Annotated in this window: 19 protein-coding genes; 15 read left to right on the top strand and 4 right to left on the bottom strand. The window is 61.5% G+C overall.

The window, feature by feature from the left end; translation table 11 throughout:
- The first annotated feature begins 30 nt into the window (after nt 1-30).
- From BLV61_RS17615 to BLV61_RS17640, 6 genes are all read left to right on the top strand, one after another.
- Complete coding sequence (locus BLV61_RS17615) at nt 31-561, top strand: DUF5943 domain-containing protein (RefSeq protein ID WP_047534325.1); 531 nt, start codon at nt 31-33, stop codon at nt 559-561.
- Nucleotides 562-576: 15 nt separating this feature from the next.
- Complete coding sequence (gene dgcA, locus BLV61_RS17620; RefSeq protein ID WP_047534324.1) at nt 577-2637, top strand: dimethylglycine demethylation protein DgcA; 2061 nt, start codon at nt 577-579, stop codon at nt 2635-2637.
- 172 nt (nt 2638-2809) lie between these two features.
- Nucleotides 2810-4759 carry a dimethylglycine demethylation protein DgcB gene (gene dgcB, locus BLV61_RS17625; protein ID WP_090466683.1) on the top strand — a complete coding sequence of 650 codons (1950 nt, stop codon included), beginning with the start codon at nt 2810-2812 and terminating at the stop codon, nt 4757-4759.
- Nucleotides 4759-5979: an electron transfer flavoprotein subunit alpha gene (gene etfA, locus BLV61_RS17630; RefSeq protein WP_090466685.1), complete on the top strand. Its 1221-nt coding sequence runs from the start codon at nt 4759-4761 to the stop codon at nt 5977-5979. Before dgcB ends, etfA begins: the two co-directional genes overlap by 1 nt.
- A gap of 15 nt (nt 5980-5994) precedes the next feature.
- Nucleotides 5995-6765: an electron transfer flavoprotein subunit beta gene (etfB, locus tag BLV61_RS17635; RefSeq protein WP_047534320.1), complete on the top strand. Its 771-nt coding sequence runs from the start codon at nt 5995-5997 to the stop codon at nt 6763-6765.
- Nucleotides 6766-6828: 63 nt separating this feature from the next.
- Nucleotides 6829-7395 carry a GNAT family N-acetyltransferase gene (locus tag BLV61_RS17640; protein WP_090466687.1) on the top strand — a complete coding sequence of 189 codons (567 nt, stop codon included), beginning with the start codon at nt 6829-6831 and terminating at the stop codon, nt 7393-7395.
- Nucleotides 7396-7780: 385 nt separating this feature from the next.
- Here the strand turns inward: BLV61_RS17640 and BLV61_RS30970 are convergent, their stop codons facing one another.
- Entirely contained in the window at nt 7781-8011 is a 231-nt protein-coding gene (locus tag BLV61_RS30970) for a hypothetical protein (protein ID WP_139213637.1), read from the bottom strand.
- Between the two features lie 313 nt (nt 8012-8324).
- Nucleotides 8325-9620, bottom strand: coding sequence for a glycine-betaine demethylase subunit GbcA (gene gbcA, locus BLV61_RS17650; RefSeq protein ID WP_047534317.1), 1296 nt, complete (start codon nt 9618-9620; stop codon nt 8325-8327).
- A 295-nt stretch (nt 9621-9915) separates the two neighbouring features.
- Between gbcA and gbcB the strand changes: the two genes are divergently transcribed.
- A complete protein-coding gene (gbcB, locus tag BLV61_RS17660) occupies nt 9916-11016 on the top strand; it encodes a glycine-betaine demethylase subunit GbcB (RefSeq protein WP_090466689.1) in 1101 nt (366 codons plus the stop codon).
- 116 nt (nt 11017-11132) lie between these two features.
- Here the strand turns inward: gbcB and BLV61_RS17665 are convergent, their stop codons facing one another.
- A complete protein-coding gene (locus tag BLV61_RS17665) occupies nt 11133-11957 on the bottom strand; it encodes an SDR family oxidoreductase (RefSeq protein WP_090466691.1) in 825 nt (274 codons plus the stop codon).
- A 214-nt stretch (nt 11958-12171) separates the two neighbouring features.
- Nucleotides 12172-13212, bottom strand: a complete 1041-nt coding sequence (locus BLV61_RS17670) for a threonine aldolase family protein (RefSeq protein ID WP_047534314.1) — start codon at nt 13210-13212, stop codon at nt 12172-12174.
- 131 nt (nt 13213-13343) lie between these two features.
- Here BLV61_RS17670 and BLV61_RS17675 point away from each other — a divergent pair, with 131 nt between their 5' ends.
- From BLV61_RS17675 to fdhA, 8 genes are all read left to right on the top strand, one after another.
- Complete coding sequence (locus tag BLV61_RS17675; protein WP_425272103.1) at nt 13344-14087, top strand: TraX family protein; 744 nt, start codon at nt 13344-13346, stop codon at nt 14085-14087.
- Nucleotides 14088-14370: 283 nt separating this feature from the next.
- Nucleotides 14371-15624 (top strand): serine hydroxymethyltransferase, encoded by a 1254-nt coding sequence (glyA, locus tag BLV61_RS17680; RefSeq protein ID WP_090466695.1) that lies wholly within the window; start codon nt 14371-14373, stop codon nt 15622-15624.
- Between the two features lie 23 nt (nt 15625-15647).
- Nucleotides 15648-16898, top strand: coding sequence for a sarcosine oxidase subunit beta (locus BLV61_RS17685; protein ID WP_007980419.1), 1251 nt, complete (start codon nt 15648-15650; stop codon nt 16896-16898).
- A gap of 14 nt (nt 16899-16912) precedes the next feature.
- Nucleotides 16913-17242: a sarcosine oxidase subunit delta gene (locus BLV61_RS17690; protein WP_047534309.1), complete on the top strand. Its 330-nt coding sequence runs from the start codon at nt 16913-16915 to the stop codon at nt 17240-17242.
- On the top strand, nt 17239-20256 hold the full coding sequence (locus BLV61_RS17695) for a sarcosine oxidase subunit alpha (RefSeq protein WP_090466697.1): 3018 nt from the start codon (nt 17239-17241) through the stop codon (nt 20254-20256). Before BLV61_RS17690 ends, BLV61_RS17695 begins: the two co-directional genes overlap by 4 nt.
- Nucleotides 20257-20406: 150 nt before the next feature.
- Nucleotides 20407-21039: a sarcosine oxidase subunit gamma gene (locus BLV61_RS17700; RefSeq protein WP_090466699.1), complete on the top strand. Its 633-nt coding sequence runs from the start codon at nt 20407-20409 to the stop codon at nt 21037-21039.
- Nucleotides 21040-21196: 157 nt separating this feature from the next.
- Complete coding sequence (purU, locus tag BLV61_RS17705; protein ID WP_047534304.1) at nt 21197-22054, top strand: formyltetrahydrofolate deformylase; 858 nt, start codon at nt 21197-21199, stop codon at nt 22052-22054.
- 199 nt (nt 22055-22253) lie between these two features.
- Complete coding sequence (gene fdhA, locus BLV61_RS17710; protein ID WP_047534302.1) at nt 22254-23453, top strand: formaldehyde dehydrogenase, glutathione-independent; 1200 nt, start codon at nt 22254-22256, stop codon at nt 23451-23453.
- The last annotated feature ends 42 nt before the right edge of the window (nt 23454-23495 follow it).

Here is a 23495-nt window from a genome sequence, read left to right on the forward strand (position 1 = left end):
ACACCAAAATTCTTCTGGAGTTAAGTTTCCATGGCCAAGATCGCCCCGCAATTGCCTATCGAAGTCGACAGCGAGACCGGTGTCTGGACGTCCGACGCCCTGCCGATGCTGTACGTGCCGCGCCATTTCTTCGTCAACAACCACATGGGCATCGAGGAAGTGCTGGGCGCCGAAGCCTACGCCGAGATCCTCTACAAGGCCGGCTACAAGTCCGCCTGGCACTGGTGCGAGAAAGAAGCTGAATGCCACGGCCTGGAAGGCGTCGCGGTGTTCGAGCACTACATGAAGCGTCTGTCGCAGCGCGGCTGGGGCCTGTTCAAGATCCAGGACATTGACCTCGACAAAGGCACCGCCAGCGTCAAGCTCGAACACTCGGCGTTCGTCTACGTCTACGGCAAGGTCGGGCGCAAGGTCGACTACATGTTCACCGGCTGGTTTGCCGGTGCGATGGATCAGATCCTCGCCGCTCGCGGCAGCCAGATCCGCACCGTGGCCGAGCAAGTCTACGGTGGCTCCGAAGAGGGCCACGAAGACGGCTTGTTCATCGTCAAGCCGTTGTAAGTCGAGGAACCCGCCATGGCTTTCGAAGCAATGTTCCAGCCGATCCAGATCGGCAAACTGACCATCCGCAACCGCGTGCTCAGCACCGCGCACGCCGAGGTCTATGCCACCGACGGCGGCATGACCACCGACCGGTACGTCAAGTATTACGAAGAGAAGGCCAAGGGCGGGATCGGCCTGGCGATCTGCGGCGGTTCGTCCGTGGTGGCCATCGACAGCCCGCAGGAATGGTGGAGCTCGGTGAACCTGTCCACCGACCGCATCATTCCGCACTTCCAGAATCTGGCCGACGCCATGCACAAGCACGGCGCCAAGATCATGATCCAGATTACCCACATGGGCCGTCGTTCCCGTTGGGACGGCTTCAACTGGCCGACGCTGATGTCGCCGTCGGGCATACGCGAGCCGGTACACCGTGCCACCTGCAAAACCATCGAGCCGGAAGAGATCTGGCGGGTAATCGGTAACTACGCTCAAGCCGCGCGCCGCGCCAAGGCCGGTGGCCTGGACGGTGTCGAGCTGTCGGCGGTGCACCAGCACATGATCGACCAGTTCTGGAGCCCACGGGTCAACAAGCGTACCGACGAATGGGGCGGCACCTTCGAAGGCCGCATGAAGTTCGGCCTTGAAGTGTTGAAAGCGGTGCGTGCCGAGGTTGGCGACGATTTCTGCGTGGGCATGCGTATCTGCGGTGACGAGTTCCACCCGGACGGCCTGTCCCACGAGGACATGAAGCAGATCGCCAAATACTACGACGACACCGGCATGCTGGATTTCATCGGTGTCGTGGGTTCGGGTTGTGACACTCACAACACCCTGGCCAACGTGATTCCGAACATGAGTTATCCACCGGAGCCGTTCCTGCACCTGGCCGCCGGCATCAAGGAAGTGGTCAAGGTTCCGGTGCTGCACGCGCAGAACATCAAGGACCCGAACCAGGCCACCCGCATTCTGGAAGGCGGTTACGTGGACATGGTCGGCATGACCCGCGCCCACATCGCTGACCCGCACCTGATCGCCAAGATCAAGATGGGCCAGATCGACCAGATCAAACAATGCGTCGGCGCCAACTACTGCATCGACCGTCAGTACCAAGGCCTGGATGTGCTGTGCATCCAGAACGCGGCCACTTCCCGTGAATACATGGGCGTGCCGCACATCATCGAGAAAACCACCGGCGTGAAACGCAAAGTGGTGGTGGTCGGTGCCGGTCCTGCGGGGATGGAAGCGGCACGTGTGGCCGCTGAACGTGGCCACGACGTGACCTTGTTCGAGAAGAAAGAATTCATCGGCGGGCAAATCACCACGGCCTCGAAAGCGCCGCAACGGGACCAGATCGCCGGTATCACCCGCTGGTATCAACTGGAACTTGCACGCCTGAAAGTCGACCTGCGCCTGGGCACGGCGGCGGATGCGCCGACCATCATGGACTTGCGTCCGGACGTGGTGGTGCTGGCGGTCGGCGGTCATCCGTTCCTGGAGCAGAACGAGCATTGGGGCGCGGCCGAAGGCCTGGTGGTCAGCAGCTGGGACGTCCTCGATGGCAAGGTGGCACCGGGCAAGAACGTGCTGGTCTACGACACCATCTGTGAATTCACCGGCATGTCCACGGCGGACTTCCTCGCCGACAAGGGCAGCCAGGTCGAGATCGTCACCGACGACATCAAGCCGGGCGTGGCAATTGGCGGTACGTCGTTCCCGACTTACTACCGCAGCATGTACCCGAAAGAAGTGATCATGACCGGCGACATGATGCTCGAGAAGGTCTACCGCGAAGGCGACAAGCTGGTGGCGGTACTGGAAAACGAATACACCGGCGCCAAAGAGGAGCGGGTGGTGGACCAGGTGGTCGTGGAAAACGGCGTGCGCCCGGACGAAGAAATCTACTACGCGCTGAAGGAAGGCTCGCGCAACAAAGGCCAGATCGACGTCGAAGCCTTGTTCGCGATCAAGCCACAACCTTGCCTGGAGCAGAGTGGCGACGGCTATTTGCTGTTCCGCATCGGCGACTGCGTGGCCCAGCGTAACGTGCACGCGGCGATCTACGACGCGTTGCGGTTGTGCAAGGATTTCTAACGGCTTGTGGATAACCTTGTAGGAGCGAGCCTGCTCGCGATGAATTTGAAGGCGCCGCGTTCTTTCAGACCGCGCGCGTCATCGTTAACGACCATCGCGAGCAAGCTCGCTCCTACAGGGGGTCGAGCAAAGCATCCAGGTAGTTAAGCCCGAGGTCTTTGGGAGCTTCACCATGTTGAACACCCTTCTTCCAATCCTGTTGTTCGCTGCCCTGGGCCTTGCGGTTCTGGGCGCGCTGCGGCGGGTGTCCATGTGGCGCCGGGGCCGGGCCTCGAAGGTCGACCTGATCGGCGGCCTGTTCGCCATGCCCAAGCGTTACATGGTCGACCTGCACCACGTGGTGGCGCGGGACAAATACATTGCCAACACCCACGTGGCCACGGCCGGCGGTGCGGTGGCGTCCATCGTGCTGGCGATTCTGGTGCACGGTTTCGGCCTGCATAACCGCATCCTCGGGTACGCACTGCTGCTGATGTCGGCGGTGATGTTCGTCGGTGCGATCTTCGTTTACCTGCGTCGACGCAACCCGCCGAGCCGTTTGTCCAAAGGCCCGTGGATGCGCCTGCCGAAAAGCCTGCTGGCGTTCTCGGCGTCGTTTTTCCTGGTGACCCTGCCCGTGGCGGGCATTCTTCCGGAGCACTTCGGCGGCTGGCTGTTGGCGACGATTCTCGGCATCGGCGTGCTGTGGGGCGTATCGGAGCTGTTCTTCGGCATGACCTGGGGCGGGCCGATGAAGCACGCTTTCGCCGGTGCCCTGCACCTGGCCTGGCACCGTCGCGCCGAGCGCTTTGGTGGCGGTCGCTCCACGGGCTTGAAACCGCTGGACCTGACCGACCTGTCGGCACCGCTGGGCGTGGAAAAACCCAAGGATTTCACCTGGAACCAATTGCTCGGTTTCGACGCCTGCGTGCAGTGTGGTAAATGCGAAGCAGCATGCCCGGCGTTCGCCGCCGGTCAGCCGTTGAACCCGAAAAAACTGATTCAGGACATGGTCGTCGGCCTGGCGGGCGGCACCGATGCCAACTTCGCCGGCAGCCCTTATCCGGGCAAAGCCATCGGCGAACACGCCGGCAATCCCCATCAGCCGATCGTCAATGGTCTGGTGGATGCCGAGACCCTTTGGTCATGCACCACTTGCCGCGCCTGCGTCGAGGAGTGCCCGATGATGATCGAGCACGTCGATGCCATCGTCGACATGCGCCGTCACCTGACCCTGGAAAAAGGCGCGACCCCGAACAAGGGCGCCGAAGTCCTGGAAAACCTGATCGCCACCGACAACCCCGGCGGCTTTGCACCGGGCGGACGGATGAACTGGGCGGCGGACTTGAACCTCACTCTGCTCAGCGAAAAGAACTCCACCGACGTGCTGTTCTGGGTTGGCGACGGTGCCTTCGACATGCGCAACCAGCGCACCCTGCGCGCGTTCGTCAAAGTGCTGAAAGCGGCCAAGGTCGACTTCGCCGTGCTGGGCCTCGAAGAACGCGACAGCGGCGACGTGGCCCGACGCCTGGGCGATGAAGCGACCTTCCAGTTGCTGGCCAAACGCAACATCCAGACCCTGGCCAAATACCGCTTCAACCGCATCGTCACCTGCGACCCGCACAGCTTCCATGTGTTGAAAAACGAGTACGGCGCCTTCGACGGCAATTACCTGGTGCAGCACCACAGCACCTACATGGCGGAAATCATCCAGGCCGGTGCGCTGAACCTCGGTCAGCACAAGGGCGACAGCGTGACCTATCACGACCCGTGCTACCTCGGCCGCTACAACGGCGAGTACGAGGCGCCGCGCGAGGTACTGCGTGCGCTCGGGATCGAAGTCAAGGAAATGCAACGTTCCGGTTTCCGCTCGCGCTGCTGCGGCGGTGGCGGCGGGGCACCGATCACCGACATTCCGGGCAAGCAACGAATTCCCGACATGCGCATGGAAGACATCCGCGAGACCGGCGCCGAACTGGTGGCCGTGGGTTGTCCACAGTGCACGGCGATGCTCGAAGGCGTGGTCGAACCCCGGCCGTTGATCAAGGACATTGCCGAACTGGTGGCCGATGCGCTGCTCGAAGACCAGGCACCGAGCAAGCCGTCCACGCCAGCCAAACGTGAACCTGCGGAGGCCCACTGATGAGCGACATTATCCGCCGCGACCCTCGGGCCGAATGGATCGCCCGTAACCGTCTGCATCCGCTGCACGCCGCCATGCAGCCGGCGCAACACAGCTGGATGGGGCCCAATGGCGTCATCCGCAAGAACCCCCATGGCATTGGTTTTATCGGCCCGAACGGCATCAAGCGTATCGACCGCAGTGGCGCGCAACAGGGCGGCGCGACCAAGCGCTCGGCCGCCGTTGAAGTGCAATTGCCGCTGCATCAAGTGCCTGCCCCGGCGTTCTACATCAGCGTCGTTCCGGACATGGTCGGGGGCCGCTTGAGCAGTCACGACCGCGATCTCCTGGGACTGGCCCATCAACTGGCGGGCAAGGATGGCGCGGTGTTGGCCGTGGTCTTTGGCGAACATAAAGAGAGCGCCTTTGCCAGTGCCGGCGTCGATCGCCTGCTGGTGCTCGAGGGCGAGGAATTCAGCGGTTATGCACCGGAACAACGGGTACAGGGCCTGCGGGCTGTGGATAACCAGTTCAGTCCGCGTCACTGGTTACTGCCGGACAGTCGTACCGGTGGTGGCGAGCTCGGTCGCCGTTTTGCCGCGGCATTGGGCGAACGCCCGGCCACGCGGGTCTGGCAGGTCAAGGATCAGGCGTGCATCGGCCGCGCCGGTGCGGGGTTGCAAGACCTTGCGCGTCCGCTCGCACGGCTGATTCTGGCCGCTGCCGAATGCGCCGAACCGGTCAGCGAAACCCGCCACGAAGCCCTGCCGGTGGAGTTATCCACAGCGGTTGCGCGCAGCTTGTCGCGGATCGAGGATCTGGGTGCGGTGGCGGTAGATCCGGCGGCGATTCCGATGGCCGAAGCGGAGTTCATTTTCTCCGGCGGCAACGGCGTCAAGGATTGGGGCCTTTTCCACAGGACCGCCGAAGCATTGGGTGCCACCGAAGGCGCGTCCCGGGTTGCCGTGGACGACGGTTTCATGGCCCGCGACCGTCAGGTCGGCGCGTCGGGTACCTGGGTCACTGCACGGGTCTATGTGGCGGTGGGGATTTCCGGGGCGATCCAGCACCTGCAGGGTATTGGTGCCTGCGACAAGGTGGTGGCGATCAACCTCGATCCTGGCTGCGACATGATCAAACGGGCCGATCTGTCGGTGATCGGCGAAAGTGCCGAGATTCTTCAAGCCTTGATCGCGGCGGTAGAGGCCTACCGCAACGACGCCAAGCGCGATGCGGCTTAAGGGAAGGAAAGGGTTATGAGCACGAAAATCATCAGCCTGGTGTCCATCGGAGCCCACCCGACGTCCGGCCGCCCACGTCGCGCCGAACAGGATGCGCGTGCCGTGGAACTGGGCCTGCAGTTGGCTGGGGATAACTTGCAGGTGCTGCATGCCGGCGATGTCGCCGAGCCTGCGTTGCGCGCTTATCTGGGCATGGGGCTGGAGCAATTGCATGTCCTGGAACAACCCGAGGGCGCGGATGCGCTACCGGCGCTGACCGCGTATTTGCGCGATGCCGGCGCTCAGGTGGTGCTGACTGGCAGTCAGGCTGAAACCGGCGAAGGCTCGGGCATGTTGCCGTTCCTGCTGGCTGAAAGCCTGGGCTGGCCGCTGGTGGTAGGGCTGGCGCAGGTCGAGTCCATCGATGGCAGCTCGGCGCTGGTGCTGCAAGCCTTGCCTCGTGGCCAGCGCCGTCGCCTGAAGGTTCGCCTGCCGTTCCTGGCCACTGTGGATAACGCTGCGCCCAAGCCACGGCAAAGCGCCTACGGCCCGGCCCGGCGTGGGGTGTTGCAGGCCGATGAAGTGGAAGTCGTCGACGATGAACTGTTGGCGGTGGCGACCCTGCAACCGGCCAAGCCACGACCCAAGCGCCTGAAAGTCATCAAGGCCAAAAGCGGTGCCGACCGCATGAAAGCCGCAACGGCCAAGGCCAGCGGCGGCGGTGGGCAAGTGCTCAAGGGCGTCACGGCGCAGGCGGGGGCTGAAGCGATTCTCAAGCTGCTGATCGAAGAGGGCGTGGTGCGCTGACCGATCACCCGCACAGATTTAAAGGTGGGAGCGAGCCTGCTCGCTCCCACAGGGGGAAACATCATGACCGTTGAATTTCGTTCGGCAGTACGCGCGGATGCGCGCGAGATTGCGCGTCTGTTCCAGATTTCCTCGGAAGGTGCTTCGGATTACATCTGGAGCCAGATAGCAGAGCCCGGGCAGGATCTGTTGGACGTTGGAGCCATCCGTTATGCCCGTGAAGATGTAGATTTTTCCTACCAGAATTGCCTGATCGCCGAGGCCGGCGGGAAGATCATCGGCATGCTGCACAGCTACGTGATGCGTTACGACCCGTTCGCGGCGCCAGTGACCGATCCGGTGCTGGCGCCGTATGCCACGATGGAAATCCCCGACACCCTTTACATTTCCAGCCTGGCGCTGCACGAGGGCTGGCGAAACCAGGGCTTGGGCAAGCAATTTCTCGCTTACGCCTACGACCGTGCCAATCGTCTCGGGCTTAACGGCCTGAGCCTGATCGACTACGCCGCGAACACCGGCGCCCGGCGCTTCTATGAGCGCCACGGCTTCCGCATCGTCGATACCTGCCAGATCACGCCGCATCCGATGATCCGGGTCACGGGCGAAGCCTATTTGATGTACCGGCCTTAGCGGGCCATCGCGACTTCGCACCGCCCCTGGGAGAGCTGCCAGGGGCGGCACGAAGTGGTCATTACCTGAAAAGAATACCCCGCCCGGAAGACACCACCGAACATGATCAGGGCACTTGTGTGGATAAAACCTGCCTGGTTCTCCACAAACTCTGTTAGCGCTTCTGTGGATAACATGTTCGCCCCTCGCTGCAGCCCCTGAAAATAAAGCCGTTCAGCCCGTAGATCAAAAAACAATCAGCCTAAGCCATGGTTTTCTCGAGAGTTTTCTGAGGATAAGTGTGAGCGCGAAGCAATACTTGTCCCCGATCTCTGTTGGCGCTTCTGTGGATAAGATGTTCGCTTAGCGCTACAGGCCTTATAAAACGAGCCTTTCAGGTGTCTGATCAAAAATTGATCGAATTGCCGTTTTTATCCATTCCGCCTCCCTCAAATGCAGAAACTACAAGGCTTTCAGCGGTTTTCCACAGAGGCTCGGAAGTTGCCCCCAAAGTCTGTTGGCGCTTCTGTGGATAAGGTGTTTGCCATCCGCTGAAGGCCATGTAGTACGTGGCTTTCAAGGGTTTGGTTAAAAAGTGATCAAGCTCATCGGGAAACCGTGATTCCGGATAAGTCACGGATTTTCTTTGGTTTCTGTGGAGAAAGTTATGCGCCTGTCCACAGTTGTCCCCATTTGCTGTGGGTGGAGATGTGGATAACTTGTTCGCGAAAGGCTGAGAGGCGCGCACCGTATAGCGCCGAACGAAATAGATCATATTTCGTACAGTTCTATATAGAAGAGGGTAATGGCGGTCGTAAAACGTCGCGAACAGGCCCCTGTAGGAGCGAGCCTGCTCGCGATGGTCGTGAACGGTAATGCGTTAAGCCAGATGCCCCGCGGCGTGCTCGGGTTCTTCGCGAGCAGGCTCGCTCCTACAGTGGGCGATGGCGTTAGCCTTGGACAGGGACGCCTTTGAGGTACGGCGCAGGCTCGGCCCCCAGATTGTTCAGCATCCGCTCGCTGTACCAATCCACGAAGTTCACCACGCCAAACTCATAAGTCTTGGAGTACGGCCCAGGCTGATAAGCGGTGGAGTTGATGCCGCGCTGGTTCTCTTCGGCCAGGCGACGGTCCTGGTCATTGGTGGCGTCCCAGACCTTGCGCATGCGCTCCACGTCGTAGTCCACGCCTTCGACGGCATCCTTGTGCACGATCCACTTGGTGGTGACCATGGTTTCCTGGGCGCTGATCGGCCACACGGTGAACACGATGATGTGGTCGCCCATGCAGTGGTTCCACGAGTGCGGCAGGTGCAGGATGCGCATCGAGCCCAGGTCCGGGTTCTTGATGCGGCCCATGAGCTTGGCGCAGCCTTGCTTGCCGTCCATGGTCATCGACACGGTGCCCTTGAGCAGCGGCATGCGTACGATGCGGTTACGCAGGCCGAAGCTGGCGTGGGCGTAAGGGATCTTCTCGGCTTCCCAAGCGGCGGCGGAGGCGGCGACGTGGTCCTTGAAGGCCTGGTCGGCGCGCGGGTCGGTGACGTCGTCCCATTCCAGCAGGGTTTTCAGCAGTTCCGGGTGCGACGCATTGCAGTGGTAGCACTCGCGGTTGTTTTCCAGCACCAGTTTCCAGTTGGCTTTTTCCATCAAGGTGGTTTGCACCGCCACCTTGGTGTTTTCCATGTCGTACGGTTCCATGTAATGGCTGAGCGTCGACAGGAAGTCATCGATGGCCGGCGGGTTATCCGACAGGCTGATGAAGATGTAGCCGCCCGCGGTTTTCACGTTCACCGGCTTGAGGCCGTACTGATTCATGTCGAAATCGGCGCCCATCTCGGTGCCGGCGAACAGCAGGCGACCGTCGAGTTCGTAGGTCCACTGGTGGTAATGGCAAACCAGTTTGGCGACCTTGCCCTTGTCGCTGGTGCACAGGCGCGAGCCACGGTGACGGCAGACGTTATGGAACGCGTGCACGACGCCTTCTGCGCCACGGATCACGATGATCGGATTCTTGCCGACTTGCAGCGTCAGGTAGTTGCCCTTGGTGGGGATCTCGCAGGTCATGCCGGCGATCAGCCACTCTTTCTGAAAGATTTCCTGCATGTCGATATCAAACAGGCGATCGTCAGAGTAAAACGGCTGCGGCAGCGAGAACGTGCGCTCACGCTCTTGCAGCATCTGGGCAGTGGCCTTGCGTGCGGGTTCCAGCGGATCGCCCAGGCTCAGGGTAGTAGTGACGTCCATCGTTTAATCCTCAAGGCCATCTGCGTGGCCGGCGAAAGTGGCTAATCAGGTGTGCTGCTCAGGGTTGCTACGCAAGGTGTAAAGGTTGTGTCTTGGTATGGGGCGAGTGTGGGGCCGGCGCTGGCCAGAACCTTATCCATGGGCGACATGGTGCAATCTGTTCCCGACGCGCAAGCCCCGGTAGTTGGGGGCTGGTCGCGATAAGCATGTGAATGTCGCAGATAGGTAAATGGGTGGTTCGCGCTATACGCAGAATCGCCAACATGAAGGCCGACAGTCGGCCGTGGAGATCAGCATGTCCAACAACTTCCTGAACCCGGTAACCACCCAGACCTGGGCCAATGGTCGGCACATCGTCCGTTGCGTCAAAGTCATCCAGGAAACCTGGGATGTGCGCACCTTTTGCTTCATGGCCGACCAGCCGATCCTGTTCTTCTTCAAACCGGGGCAATTTGTCACCCTGGAGCTGGAAATCGAAGGCCAGCCGATCATGCGTTCGTACACCATTTCCAGCTCGCCTTCGGTGCCTTACAGCTTTTCGGTGACCATCAAGCGCGTGCCGGGCGGCAAGGTCTCGAACTGGCTGCACGACACCCTGCACGAAGGCCAGGAACTGGCGGTGCACGGGCCGGTCGGGCTGTTCAACGCCATGGACTTCACCGCGCCGAAGGTACTCTACCTTAGCGGCGGCGTGGGTATCACGCCGGTCATGTCCATGGCGCGCTGGTTCTATGACACTAACGGCAATGTCGACATGGTGTTTATCCACAGCGCCCGTTCGCCTAAAGACATCATTTACCACCGTGAGCTGGAACACATGGCGTCGCGGATCGACAACTTCAGCCTGCACCTGATCTGCGAGAAGCACGGTATGGGTGAGCCCTGGGCCGGTTATCGCGGTTACCTGAACCACCGAATGCTTGAATTGATGGCGCCTGACTTCCTCGAGCGCGAAGTGTTCTGCTGCGGCCCGACACCGTACATGAACGCGGTCAAACGCTTGCTGGAAGCCGCTGGCTTCGACATGTCGCGTTATCACGAAGAGTCCTTCGGAGCGACACCGCCAGAGGCGCGCGCTGACGCCGTGGAACACGCCGAACAAGCGGCCGAGGCACCAGAAGTCGATGCGGCAGACCTGCATCAGGTTGAGTTCACGGCTTCCGGCAAAAGCATTCGCGTGGCACCAGGCGAGACCGTTCACGCTGCTGCCGCGAAAGTCGGCCTGATGATCCCGAAAGCCTGCGGCATGGGCATCTGCGGGACATGCAAAGTGCTGAAGCTGGGCGGTGAAGTGGAGATGGAGCACAACGGCGGGATCACCGAGGAAGACGAAGCCGAGGGGTTCATTTTGTCTTGCTGCAGCGTGCCGAAGGGCGACGTGCGCATCGAGTTCTAAGCCGTTATCCCTGTAGGAGCGAGCCTGCTCGCGATGGATGTCAACGATAACGCTGGCGACCTGACACCCCGCGGCATTCTCAGGTTCATCGCGAGCAGGCTCGCTCCTACAGGTTTTCAGTCGATAAAGAGGTCCGGCATCAGCTTGTCGTTGCTGTCGGGTGCGAACCGATAGTGTTCGAACTCGGTCACGCCGTTCTCCCGCAGTATTTCCTCATCAATCAACAAGCGCCCGGTCAGGCTGCGATTCGCGCTGCTCAGAATCACGTGGGCGGCATCGGCCATGATCGCCGGCGTCCTGGCGTGCTTGAACGACTCCCGTGAGCCCAGTTGAAACTCGATGGCGGCGGTGGCAATCATCGTCTGTGGCCACAGCGAGTTGACGCTGATGCCGTAGTTCTTGAATTCCTCGCTCATGCCCAGCGTCAGCATGCTCATGCCGTACTTGGTCAAGGTATACGGGCTGTATTGGGCGAACCATTGGGTCGCCAGGTTCAGGGGTGGCGACAGGTTGAGGATGTGCCCGGCGGATTTCTTCAGGTAGGGCAGGGCGGCCTGGCTGCACAGCAGCACGGCGCGGGTGTTGATCTGATGCATGAGGTCGAAGCGCTTGAGTTCGATGTGCTGCACCCCGGTCAACTTGATCGCCCCGGCGTTGTTGACCAATGCATCGATGCCGCCAAAATGTTGGTTGGCCTGGGCCAGGGCTTGATGCACGGCGACTTCATCGCGCACATCCACTTGCAAGGCCAGTGCCTTGCCACCCGCGGCTTCGACTTCCTCGGCCACGCTGTAGATGGTGCCGGGCAGCTTGGGGTGCGGTTCGGCGCTTTTGGCGGCAATCACAATGTTTGCGCCATCGCGTGCGGCCCGAAGTGCGATCTCCCGGCCAATCCCGCGACTGGCACCGGTAATGAACAGGGTTTTGCCTTGAAGGGACATGCGTACGCTCCTGATTATTGTTATGAGAGCGGATGGGCTCGACAAACAATGTAGACGAAGTCTTCAGGTGCGAATGAGGAGGGCGATCGGGTGCGGCTTTTGTGGGAGCGAGCTTGCTCAAGATGGCGGTGGGTCAGCTGACATCATTGTTGGATGGGCTGGCCTCATCGCGAGCGAGCTCGCTCCCACAGGGGGGCAGTGCAAACCAAGGTTTTTAGTGCGACATCACTTCACGGATGTCCCTGGCCAATTCCCGCACGCGTTCTTCTTCGGTGTCCCACGAGCACATGAAGCGTGCGCCGCCGTTGCCGATGAAGGTGTAGAAGCGCCAGCCCTTGGCGGTCAACGCGGCGATGGCCGGTTCCGAGAGTTGCAGGAACACGCCGTTGGCCTGCACCGGGAACATCAGTTCCACGCCTGGAATGTCGCTGACCAGCTCGGCCAGCAATTGCGCGCAGCGGTTGGCGTGGTTGGCGTATTTGAGCCAGGCGTCGTTTTCCAGGATCCCGACCCAGGGGGCGGAGAGGAAGCGCATCTTCGACGCCAGTTGCCCGGCCTGTTTGCAGCGGTAGTCGAAGTCTTCGGCCAACTTGTGATTGAAGAACAGAATCGCTTCGCCCACGGCCATGCCGTTTTTCGTGCCGCCGAAGCACAGCACGTCGACACCGGCCTTCCAGGTCAGGTCCGCTGGCGAGCAGCCAAGGAATGCGCAGGCATTTGAGAACCGCGCGCCGTCCATGTGCAGGTTCAGGCCCAGTTCCTTGCAGGTGGCGCTGATGGCGCGGATTTCGTCCGGGGTGTAGACGCTGCCGACTTCGGTGGCCTGGGTGAGGGTCACGACGCGGGGTTTCGGGTAGTGGATGTCCTGGCGCTTGAGGGCGACTTCGCGGATCGATTCCGGGGTCAGCTTGCCGTTTTCGGTGCGGGCGATCAGCAGTTTGGAGCCGTTGGAAAAGAATTCCGGCGCGCCGCATTCGTCGGTTTCGACGTGGGCGGTTTCCGAGCAGATCACGCTGTGGTAACTCTGGCACAGCGACGACAAGGCCAGGGAGTTGGCCGCGGTGCCGTTGAAGGCGAAGAACACTTCGCAGTCGGTTTCGAACAATTTACGGAAATCGTCGGACGCGCGGGCGGTCCATTCGTCGTCGCCGTATGCGCGCTGGTGGCCATGGTTGGCCTGCTCCATGGCAGCCCAGGCTTCAGGGCAAATGCCGGAGTAGTTGTCGCTGGCGAATTGTTGGCTCTTGTCGGTCATGGCCTGCTTCCGTGGTCGAGACGCCTATGGTGAAGTGTCTCGTGGTCAATGAGGGTGCGCACTTTACCGAAGATCGTCCGGGGAGCACACGGGATGTCACTGTCAGAAAAATACAAGGATGCCGGCCAATTATGCACGCGGCGATGCACTTGACACAGCAGCACTTAAAGCCGCGCGACGGTGCACTGGATCTGCTCAAGTGGCTGGCGCTTTTGAGCATGGTGCTCGATCACCTGCGCTATGTCGGTTATTCCGTCGATCTGCTGTATGTACCGGGGCGTCTGGCGTTTCCGTGGTTTTGTCTGGCGATGGCGGCCAACCTGGCGCGCGCGCCCGCCGTGAAGTCAGAGGGGCAATGGCGCTATCTGGGCTGGTTGTTGCTGTTCAGTGCGGTGAGCGAAGTGCCTTACCGGATGTACATTCCGGATCCCGACACCTTGAACGTCTTGCCGACCCTGGCCTTGGGCCTGCTGGTGGCACGGGGCTGGCAAGCGCAGGGGCGTCAGGCGCGACTGTTGGCGCTCGTCGCCCTGGTGCTGGCGGCGGTTTTCTGGTCGCGACTGATGTTCGGTTTCTTTGGCGTGCTGTTGCCGCTGGCGCTGTTGCTGGTGATCCGTCGTCCCTGGTATTTCGCGTTGTTACCGGGGTTAGTTTGTCTGGCGGCCAATCAATGGCAAGTGCTGTACCACGCCGCGCGGCTGGGCAACCCGGCGGCCATTCCGGCCATCGCCAAATGCCTGATTGCGCCCTGGCTGGGACTGTTCTTGTTGCGACATGCCAAGGGCGTAAAACCACCCCCCATGCGGCGTTGGGCTTATGCGCTGTATCCGGTGCATTTCCTTGTGCTGCTACTCGTCCGCCAGATCGCCGTATAACCCGGTGGGAGCTGGCTTGCCAGCGATAGCGGTGGACCAGTCGCCGTCAATGCTGGATGTGACGCCATCATCGCTGGCAAGCCAGCTCCCACAGGGTTTCTCACGGATTTGAGAAGAGTGCCCGACCAGTCATTTCCCGCCATGTCGTAAACGCACCTTTACGTGGCGTCCGTAGGCATTTGGCCTGTCTGCGCCGGTCATACCATCGCTATCAAAGGGCACTGCCGAAACACCAGTGCCTTACCGAGACGAATGGCGCATAGATGCCGCTGGGAGAGACGCGATGTTCAGCAAGCAAGACCAGATCCAGGGTTACGACGATGCACTGCTGGCGGCGATGAATGCCGAGGAGCAACGTCAGGAAGATCACATCGAGCTGATCGCGTCAGAGAACTACACCAGCAAACGCGTCATGCAAGCCCAGGGCAGCGGCCTGACCAACAAATACGCCGAAGGTTATCCGGGCAAGCGCTACTACGGTGGCTGCGAGCACGTGGACAAGGTTGAAGCCCTGGCCATCGAGCGCGCCAAGCAACTGTTCGGCGCGGACTATGCCAACGTCCAGCCGCACTCCGGCTCTTCGGCCAACAGCGCCGTTTACCTGGCGCTGATTCAGCCAGGCGATACCATTCTCGGCATGAGCCTGGCCCACGGCGGTCACCTGACCCACGGCGCCAAAGTGTCGTCCTCGGGCAAGCTGTACAACGCCGTGCAGTACGGCATCGACACCAAGACCGGGCTGATCGATTACGACGAAGTGGAGCGTCTGGCCGTCGAGTGCAAGCCGAAGATGATCGTCGCCGGCTTCTCCGCCTACTCCAAGACCCTGGACTTCCCGCGTTTCCGTCAGATCGCCGACAAGGTCGGTGCGCTCCTGTTCGTCGACATGGCGCACGTGGCCGGTCTGGTCGCCGCCGGTCTGTACCCGAACCCGCTGCCGTACGCTGATGTGGTCACCACCACCACCCACAAGACCCTGCGCGGTCCACGTGGCGGCCTGATCCTGGCCAAGGCCAACGAAGAGATCGAGAAGAAGCTCAACGCCGCCGTATTCCCCGGCGCCCAGGGCGGCCCGCTGATGCACGTGATCGCCGGTAAGGCGGTGTGCTTCAAGGAAGCGCTGGAGCCAGGCTTCAAGGCCTACCAGCAACAAGTCATCGACAACGCCCAGGCCATGGCCGGCGTATTTATCAAACGCGGCTACGATGTAGTGTCCGGCGGCACCGATAACCACCTGTTCCTGGTCAGCCTGATCCGTCAGGGCCTCACCGGCAAGGACGCGGATGCAGCACTCGGTCGCGCCCACATCACCGTGAACAAGAACGCTGTCCCGAACGACCCGCAGTCGCCGTTCGTGACCTCCGGCCTGCGCATCGGCACCCCGGCGGTAACGACCCGTGGCTTCAAGGTCGCTCAATGCACCGAACTGGCCGGCTGGATCTGCGACATCCTCGACAACCTCGGCGATGCCGATGTCGAGGCCAACGTCGCCAAGCATGTGGCAGCCCTGTGCGCGGACTTCCCGGTTTATCGCTGAGTGCGGTTTTGGAGTAAATGACTATGCAACGCTACTCGGGCTTCGGCCTCTTCAAACACTCTCTCAGCCACCACGAAAACTGGCAGCGGATGTGGCGCACGCCGACCCCTAAAAAGGTCTACGACGTGGTCATCGTCGGCGGTGGCGGGCACGGTCTGGCGACCGCCTACTACCTGGCCAAGGAGCACGGCATCACCAACGTGGCCGTGGTCGAAAAAGGCTGGCTGGGCGGCGGTAACACCGCGCGCAACACCACCATCGTTCGCTCCAACTACCTGTGGGACGAGTCGGCGCACCTGTACGAACACGCGATGAAACTGTGGGAAGGCCTGTCCCAGGACCTGAACTACAACGTGATGTTCTCCCAGCGCGGCGTCTACAACCTGTGCCACACCCTGCAGGACATCCGTGATTCCGAGCGTCGGGTCAGCGCCAACCGCCTCAACGGCGTTGACGGCGAACTGCTCGATGCCAAGCAAGTGGCCGACGAGATTCCGTACCTCGACTGCTCGAAGAACACCCGCTACCCGGTGATGGGCGCTACCGTCCAGCGTCGCGGCGGCGTGGCCCGTCATGATGCCGTGGCCTGGGGCTTTGCCCGTGCCGCCGATGCACTGGGCGTGGACCTGATCCAGCAGACCGAAGTGATCGGTTTCCGCAAGGAAAACGGCGTGTGCATCGGTGTCGAAACCAACAAGGGCTTCATCGGCGCCAAGCGCGTCGGCGTGGTCACCGCCGGTAACTCCGGGCACATGGCCAAGCTGGCCGGTTTCCGCCTGCCGATCGAATCCCACCCGTTGCAAGCGCTGGTGTCCGAGCCGATCAAGCCGATTATCGACAGCGTGATCATGTCCAACGCCGTACACGGTTACATCAGCCAGTCCGACAAGGGCGACCTGGTGATCGGCGCCGGTATCGACGGCTACAACGGCTACGGCCAGCGTGGTTCGTACCCGGTGATCGAGCACACCATCCAGGCCATCGTGGAAATGTTCCCGGTGCTGTCGCGCGTACGCATGAACCGTCAGTGGGGCGGCATCGTCGACACCACGCCGGATGCCTGCCCGATCATCTCGAAAACCCCGGTACCGAACATGTTCTTCAACTGCGGTTGGGGCACCGGTGGCTTCAAGGCAACACCTGGCTCAGGCAACGTGTTTGCCGCGAGTCTGGCCAAGGGTGAAATGCACCCGTTGGCCGCACCTTTCTCCATCGACCGTTTCCACAACGGTGCGTTGATCGATGAACACGGCGCTGCTGCGGTTGCCCACTAACAGGAGAAATCCCCATGTTGCATATCTTCTGTCCTCACTGCGGCGAACTGCGCTCCGAAGAGGAATTCCACGCATCCGGCCAGGCGCACATCCCGCGTCCACTGGATCCGAACAGCTGCACCGACGAGGAGTGGGGCGACTACATGTTCTTCCGCGATAACCCTCGCGGCCTGCACCATGAACTGTGGATTCACGCCGCCGGTTGCCGTCAGTACTTCAACGCCACCCGCGACACCGTGACCTACGAGATTCTCGAAACCTACAAGATCGGCACCAAGCCACAATTCACCGACAAGACCGATAGCCCGAAAGCGGCCAGCACGGCTCTGGGAGAGAAGGTATGAGCCAGACCAATCGCCTGTCCAACGGCGGACGGATCGACCGCAACAAAGTCCTGACGTTCACCTTCAACGGCCAGAGCTACAAAGGCTACGAAGGCGACTCCCTGGCCGCTGCACTGCTGGCCAACGGCGTCGACATCATCGGTCGCAGCTTCAAATATTCCCGTCCGCGCGGCATCTTCGCCGCCGGTGCCGAAGAGCCGAACGCGGTGCTGCAGATCGGTGCCACCGAAGCCACGCAGATCCCGAACGTACGCGCCACGCAACAAGCGCTGTATCAAGGCCTGGTCGCCACCAGCACCAACGGCTGGCCAAGCGTGAATAACGACATGATGGGGATTCTCGGCAAGGTCGGCGGCAAGCTGATGCCACCGGGTTTCTACTACAAAACCTTCATGTACCCGCAATCGTTCTGGATGACTTACGAGAAGTACATTCGTAAGGCCGCCGGTCTTGGCCGTTCGCCGACCGAGAACGATCCGGACACCTACGACTATATGAACCAGCACTGCGACGTGCTGATCGTCGGCGCCGGCCCTGCGGGTCTGGCCGCTGCACTGGCGGCTGCACGCAGTGGCGCCCGGGTAATCCTCGCCGACGAGCAGGAAGAGTTCGGCGGCAGCCTGCTCGACTCCCGCGAAAGCCTCGACGGCAAGCCTGCCGTGGAATGGGTCGCCAGCGTCATCGCCGAGCTGAAGGACACCCCGGACGTGCTGCTGTTGCCACGCGCCACGGTCAACGGCTACCACGACCACAACTTCCTGACCATTCACGAGCGCCTCACCGATCACCTCGGCGACCGCGCCCCGATTGGCCAGGTGCGTCAGCGCATCCACCGCGTTCGTGCCAAGCGTGTCGTGCTGGCCACCGGTGCTCACGAGCGTCCGCTGGTTTATGGCAACAACGATGTGCCGGGCAACATGCTGGCCGGTGCTGTCTCGACTTATGTGCGCCGTTACGGCGTGGCACCGGGCAAGAAGCTTGTCCTGAGCACCAACAACGACCATGCCTATCGCGTGGCCCTGGATTGGCTCGACGCCGGCCTGCAAGTCGTGGCCGTCGCCGATGCTCGCAGCAACCCGCGTGGGGCGCTGGTGGAAGAAGCTCGCGCCAAAGGCATTCGCATCCTCACCGGCAGCGCCGTGATCGAGGCCCGTGGCAGCAAGCACGTGACCGCTGCCCGCGTGGCCGCGATCGATGTCAAAGGACACAAGGTCACCAGCCCTGGCGAATGGCTCGAGTGCGACCTGGTCGCCAGTTCCGGCGGCTACAGCCCGGTGGTTCACCTGGCTTCGCACCTGGGCGGCAAACCGATCTGGCGTGAAGACATCCTCGGTTTCGTGCCGGGTGAAGCACCGCAGAAACGCGTGTGCGTCGGTGGTATCAACGGCGTCTACGGCCTGGGTGATTCCCTGGCCGATGGTTTTGAAGGCGGCGTGCGCGCGGCCAGCGAAGCCGGTTTCGGTCCGGTCGAAGCGACGCTGCCCAAAGCCCTGACACGTCTGGAAGAGCCGACCCTGGCGCTGTTCCAGGTGCCCCATGAAAAGAACACCGCACGGGCGCCGAAGCAATTCGTCGACCTGCAAAACGACGTCACTGCGGCCGCCATCGAACTGGCGACCCGCGAAGGCTTCGAGTCGGTCGAGCACGTCAAGCGCTACACCGCGCTGGGCTTCGGCACCGATCAGGGCAAACTCGGTAACGTCAACGGCCTGGCGATTGCCGCCCGTTCGCTGAACGTGACCATCCCGCAGATGGGCACCACCATGTTCCGCCCGAACTACACGCCGGTGACCTTCGGCGCCGTGGCCGGTCGTCACTGTGGGCACATCTTCGAGCCGGTGCGTTTCACCGCGCTGCATCACTGGCACCTGAAAAACGGCGCCGAGTTCGAAGACGTCGGTCAGTGGAAACGTCCTTGGTACTTCCCGAAATCCGGCGAAGACATGCACGCCGCGGTCAAGCGTGAATGCAAAGCCGTGCGCGACAGCGTCGGCCTGCTGGACGCGTCGACCCTGGGCAAGATCGACATCCAGGGCCCGGACGCGCGTGAGTTCCTCAACCGCATCTACACCAACGCCTGGACCAAGCTCGACGTGGGCAAGGCGCGTTACGGCCTGATGTGCAAAGAAGACGGCATGGTGTTCGACGACGGCGTGACTGCCTGCCTGGCCGACAACCATTTCGTCATGACCACCACCACGGGCGGCGCCGCTCGCGTGCTGCAATGGCTGGAGATCTATCAGCAGACCGAATGGCCAGACCTGAAGGTGTACTTCACGTCCGTGACCGACCACTGGGCGACCATGACCCTGTCCGGGCCGAACAGCCGCAAGCTGCTCAGCGAAGTCACCGACATCGACCTGAGCAACGAAGCCTTCCCGTTCATGACCTGGAAAGAAGGTCTGGTCGGCGGCGTGCCAGCGCGGGTGTTCCGGATTTCGTTTACCGGTGAGCTGTCGTACGAAGTCAACGTGCAGGCCGACTATGCGATGGGTGTGCTGGAAAAGATTGTCGATGCCGGCAAGAAGTACAACCTGACGCCATATGGCACCGAAACCATGCACGTGCTGCGGGCCGAGAAGGGCTTCATCATCGTCGGCCAGGACACTGACGGCTCGATGACTCCGGACGACCTGAACATGGGCTGGTGCGTGGGTCGCACCAAACCGTTCTCGTGGATCGGCTGGCGTGGCATGAACCGCGAAGACTGCGTGCGTGATCAACGCAAGCAACTGGTTGGCCTCAAACCGATCGATCCGACCAAATGGCTGCCGGAAGGTGCGCAACTGGTGTTCAACACCAAGCAGGCGATCCCGATGACCATGGTCGGTCACGTGACCTCCAGCTACGCGCACAACTCCCTGGGCTATTCGTTTGCCATGGGCGTGGTCAAGGGCGGCCTGAACCGCATGGGTGAGCGTGTGTTCGCGCCACTGGCGGACGGCAGCGTGATCGAAGCGGAAATCGTTTCTTCGGTGTTCTTCGATCCGAAAGGCGAGCGCCAGAACGTTTAACGGCCTCGGGCCCTGTGGTGAGTGTGCCGCCGCTATCGCGAGCAGGCTCGCTCCCACAGGGGAACGCGGCCGAATGTGGGAGCTAGCCCTGCTGGCGATGACGGCAGTGCAGCCACCACAAGAACCAACAGAATTCAGGAAAGGTGCTTTATGACCGCAGCCAATGTTTACCAACAACGCCCAACCTCCGGGGCCAAGGCCGAGTCGTCGCTGCATCACGCCGACCTCGCCAGCCTGGTGGGCAAGGGTCGCAAGAACGCCGGCGTGACCGTGCGCGAGAAAAAACTCCTCGGTCACCTGACCATTCGTGGCGATGGCCATGACGCAGCGTTCGCTGCCGGCGTGCACAAGGCCCTGGGCATCGAATTGCCGTCCGCGCTGACCGTCATCGTCAAAGGTGAAACCAGCCTGCAATGGATGGGGCCGGATGAATGGCTGCTGATCGTGCCGACCGGTGAAGAATTCGCCGCCGAGAAAAAACTGCGTGAAGTGCTGGGTGACCTGCACATCCAGATCGTCAACGTCAGCGGCGGGCAGCAGATCCTCGAACTGAGCGGCCCGAACGTGCGCCAGGTGCTGATGAAATCCACCAGCTACGACGTGCACCCCAACAACTTCCCGGTGGGCAAGGCGGTTGGCACGGTGTTCGCCAAGTCGCAACTAGTGATCCGTCACACCGCTGAAGACACCTGGGAACTGCTGATTCGTCGCAGCTTCTCGGATTACTGGTGGTTGTGGTTGCAGGATGCGTCTGCCGAATACGGCCTCAGCGTCCAGGCCTGATCAGCACCTGACCCTGTAGGAGCGAGCCTGCTCGCGATGGACTTGAGAGCGACGCGATAAATCAGGAAATACGCGTCATCGTTGACGTCCATCGCGAGCAGGCTCGCTCCTACAGGTAGGGTGATTTGTTTGCCGATTTCTCAGGAGTCACCGCACTATGAGCCGCGCCCCAGACACATGGATTCTGACCGCCGACTGCCCCAGCGTCCTCGGCACGGTGGACGCGGTGACGCGCTTTCTGTTCGAGCAGGGCTGCTATGTCACCGAACACCATTCCTTCGATGACCGGCTTTCGGGCCGTTTCTTCATTCGCGTGGAATTCCGTCAGCCCGACGGTTTCGACGAACAGTCGTTTCGCGCGGGTTTGCAGGCGCGCGGTGAAGCCTTCGGCATGGCCTTCGAGCTGACCCCGCCGCACTACCGGCCGAAAGTGGTGATCATGGTGTCCAAGGCCGATCACTGCCTCAACGACTTGCTCTACCGCCAGCGCATCGGCCAGTTGTCGATGGACGTGGTTGCCGTGGTCTCGAACCACCCGGACCTCAAACCGTTGGCGGACTGGCACCAGATTCCGTACTACCACTTCCCGCTGGACCCGAACGACAAGCCGTCCCAGGAGCGTCAGGTCTGGCAGGTGATCGAAGAATCCGGCGCCGAACTGGTGATCCTTGCCCGCTACATGCAAGTACTGTCACCGGAGCTGTGCCGCAAACTCGACGGCAAGGCGATCAACATTCATCACTCGCTGCTGCCGGGTTTCAAGGGCGCCAAGCCGTACCACCAGGCCTACAACAAGGGCGTGAAACTGGTTGGCGCCACGGCGCACTACATCAACAACGACCTCGACGAAGGGCCGATCATCGCCCAGGGCGTCGAGGTGGTGGATCACAGTCATTACCCCGAAGACTTGATCGCCAAGGGACGGGATATCGAAGGCCTGACCCTGGCGCGGGCCGTGGGTTATCACATTGAGCGACGGGTGTTCCTAAACGCCAATCGCACCGTCGTTCTTTAGATTGCTATCGCTGGCAAGCCAGCTCCCACAGGGTTTTATGTCGTTCGCAGATTTGTGTACACCCCGTCCACTGTGGGAGCTGGCTTGCCAGCGATGAGGCCCTTACAAGCAACACAAGAAACAGCATCTGTACCCGAGCACTTAACGCGCTGCCTGCCTGGGCAACGCGGTTCCATAAAAACAACAGCGAGGTGAAAGCATGTCTGGCAATCGTGGTGTGGTGTATCTCGGCGCTGGCAAGGTCGAAGTACAGAAAATCGACTATCCGAAAATGCAGGACCCGCGCGGCAGGAAGATTAATCACGCCGTCATCCTGCGTGTGGTTTCCACCAACATTTGTGGTTCCGACCAGCACATGGTGCGCGGTCGCACCACGGCACAAACCGGCCTGGTGCTGGGCCACGAGATCACCGGTGAAGTGATCGAGAAGGGCAGCGACGTCGAGAACCTGCAAATCGGCGACTTGGTGTCCGTGCCGTTCAACGTGGCTTGCGGGCGCTGCCGTTCCTGTAAGGAAATGCACACCGGCGTGTGCCTGAGCGTCAATCCGGCGCGTCCGGGCGGTGCTTATGGCTACGTCGACATGGGCGACTGGACCGGTGGCCAGGCCGAGTACGCGATGGTGCCGTACGCCGACTTCAACTTGCTGAAACTGCCGGACCGCGACCGGGCCATGGAGAAAATCCGTGACCTGACCTGCCTCTCCGACATCCTGCCAACCGGTTACCACGGCGCCGTGACGGCGGGCGTTGGCCCGGGCAGCACGGTGTACATCGCCGGTGCCGGTCCGGTCGGGCTGGCGGCTGCCGCTTCGGCTCGCCTGCTGGGTGCGGCGGTGGTGATCATCGGTGACGTCAACACCGTGCGCCTGGCCCACGCCAAGGCCCAGGGTTTCGAAATCGCCGACCTGTCCCTGGACACCCCACTGCACGAACAAATCGCCGCGCTGCTGGGCGAGCCGGAAGTGGATTGCGCCATTGACGCCGTCGGCTTCGAAGCCCGCGGCCACGGCCATGACGGCGTGAAACACGAAGCCCCGGCCACCGTACTCAACTCGCTGATGGGCGTGGTGCGTGTGGCTGGCAAGATCGGTATCCCCGGCCTTTACGTCACCGAAGATCCGGGTGCCGTCGACGCCGCCGCGAAAATGGGCAGCCTGAGCATTCGCTTCGGCCTGGGCTGGGCCAAATCCCACAGCTTCCACACCGGCCAGACCCCGGTGATGAAGTACAACCGCCAGTTGATGCAGGCGATCATGTGGGACCGCATCAACATCGCCGAAGTGGTGGGCGTGCAGGTGATCAGCCTGGATCAGGCGCCGCAGGGTTATGGCGAGTTCGATGCCGGCGTGCCGAAGAAGTTTGTGATTGATCCGCATAAGATGTTTAGTGCGGCGTAAGGTTGGTAAAAGAAAGGGCGACTTGATGTCGCCCTTTTTGAT

Source organism: Pseudomonas mohnii, from assembly GCF_900105115.1.
GTDB classification, from domain to species: domain Bacteria; phylum Pseudomonadota; class Gammaproteobacteria; order Pseudomonadales; family Pseudomonadaceae; genus Aquipseudomonas; species Aquipseudomonas mohnii.